Annotated in this window: 1 protein-coding gene; it reads left to right on the forward strand. The window is 73.5% G+C overall.

Annotated features, from left to right (window positions below):
* Positions 1-190: 190 nt before the first annotated feature.
* A partial coding sequence (locus tag PKE44_RS19085) for a proline dehydrogenase family protein (protein ID WP_324554388.1) occupies positions 191-1,735 on the forward strand: 1,545 nt, incomplete at its 3' end.

A 1,735-nucleotide genomic window follows, 5' to 3' on the forward strand; every position in this document is an offset into this window, starting at 1 on the left:
GCTCGGCAGGGGTCGGGGCATCGGTCATGGCGGCGGCTCGCGGCAGACGGAAGGAAGGACGCGCGATTATCGCTGCCGGGCGAGGCTTTCGGGCCGTCCTGCACGCCGATGGTCCGATCCGCCGCCGGCGTGCTTCGGCGGGCGGCCTGCATATGCTCAGGCGCATTCCCCGTCCCGCGGAGCCGCCGCCATGCGCCATCACCATCCCGAGGTCTGTCGTGAACCGGCCTATGCACCGGTGCTCGCCGCGCAGCACGAAGCCGAGCCCGATGCGGTCGCGCGCGTGCTGGCCGCGGCGACGCTGACCGAGGCCCAGCGCGGGCGGATCACCGAACGCGCGCGCGAGCTGGTGCTCGCCGTGCGCGCCGCGCGGGCGCAGGGCAGCGGTCTCGATGCCTTCCTGCACGAATACGCGCTGTCGAGTCAGGAAGGCATCGTGCTGATGTGTCTGGCCGAGGCGCTGCTGCGCATCCCCGATGACGCCACCCGCGATGCGCTGATCCGCGACAAGCTCGCCGATGCCGACTGGGAACGCCACCTCGGGCGCTCCGATTCGCTGTTCGTCAACGCCTCGACCTGGGGGCTGATGCTGTCCGGGCGCACGATCCGCCTCGGCCGCGAGGCCGCCGACACCACCTTCCGGCGCCTGATCGCGCGCGGCGGCACGCCGCTGATCCGCGCCGCGGTCATGCAGGCGATGCGCATCCTCGGCCGCCAGTTCGTGATGGGCCGCTCGATCGGCGAGGCGCTGGCGCGCGCACACGAGGCCGCTGCGCACGGCTGGCTGCATTCCTTCGACATGCTCGGCGAATCGGCGCGCAGCGGCGCCGATGCCGAGCGCTATCTGGCGAGCTACACGGCAGCGATCCACGCCATCGGCCGCGCCGCCGCCGGCCGCGGGCCGCGCGCCGAGAACGGCATCTCGATCAAGCTCTCGGCGCTGCACCCGCGCTACGAACTGGCGCAGGGCGCGCGCGTCGAGCCCGAACTCGGCGAGCGCCTGCTCGCGCTCGCGCGCCTCGCCGCCGGCCACGGCCTGAACCTGACCGTCGATGCCGAGGAAGCCGAGCGCCTGGACTTGTCGGCGGCGCTGATCGCGCGCGTGCTGGCCGCGCCCGATCTCGCCGGCTGGGAGGGCTTCGGCCTCGCCGTGCAGGCGTACCAGACCCGCGCCCTGCCCTTCCTCGACTGGCTCGCGGCCACGGCGCGCACACACGGCCGGCGGCTGATGCTGCGGCTGGTCAAGGGCGCGTACTGGGACAGCGAGATCAAGCGCGCGCAGGAGCGCGGCCTGCCGGCCTATCCGGTCTATACGCGCAAGACCCACACCGATGTCTCGTATCTCGCCTGCGCGCAGCGCCTGCTCGCCGCGCCCGAGGTGTTCTATCCGCAGTTCGCGACCCACAACGCCCACACCGCCGCCGCCGTGCTCGAACTCGCCGGCGGCAGGCCCTTCGAGTTCCAGCGCCTGCACGGCATGGGCGAGGCGCTGCACCGGCGGCTGCTCGCGCTCGGCGGCCGGCCGTGCCGCGTCTACGCGCCGGTCGGCACGCACGAGGACCTGCTCGCCTATCTGGTGCGCCGGCTGCTCGAAAACGGCGCCAACACCAGCTTCGTCAACCGCATCAGCGACGAGCACGCGCCGCTCGCCGAGCTGATCGCCGATCCGCTCGCCCGCGTCGCGCGCGAGGGCGGCACGCCGCACCCGCGCATCCCGCTGCCGGCGGCGCTGTAC

It is taken from the genome of Plasticicumulans sp. (assembly GCF_035331805.1).
GTDB lineage: Bacteria > Pseudomonadota > Gammaproteobacteria > Competibacterales > Competibacteraceae > Plasticicumulans.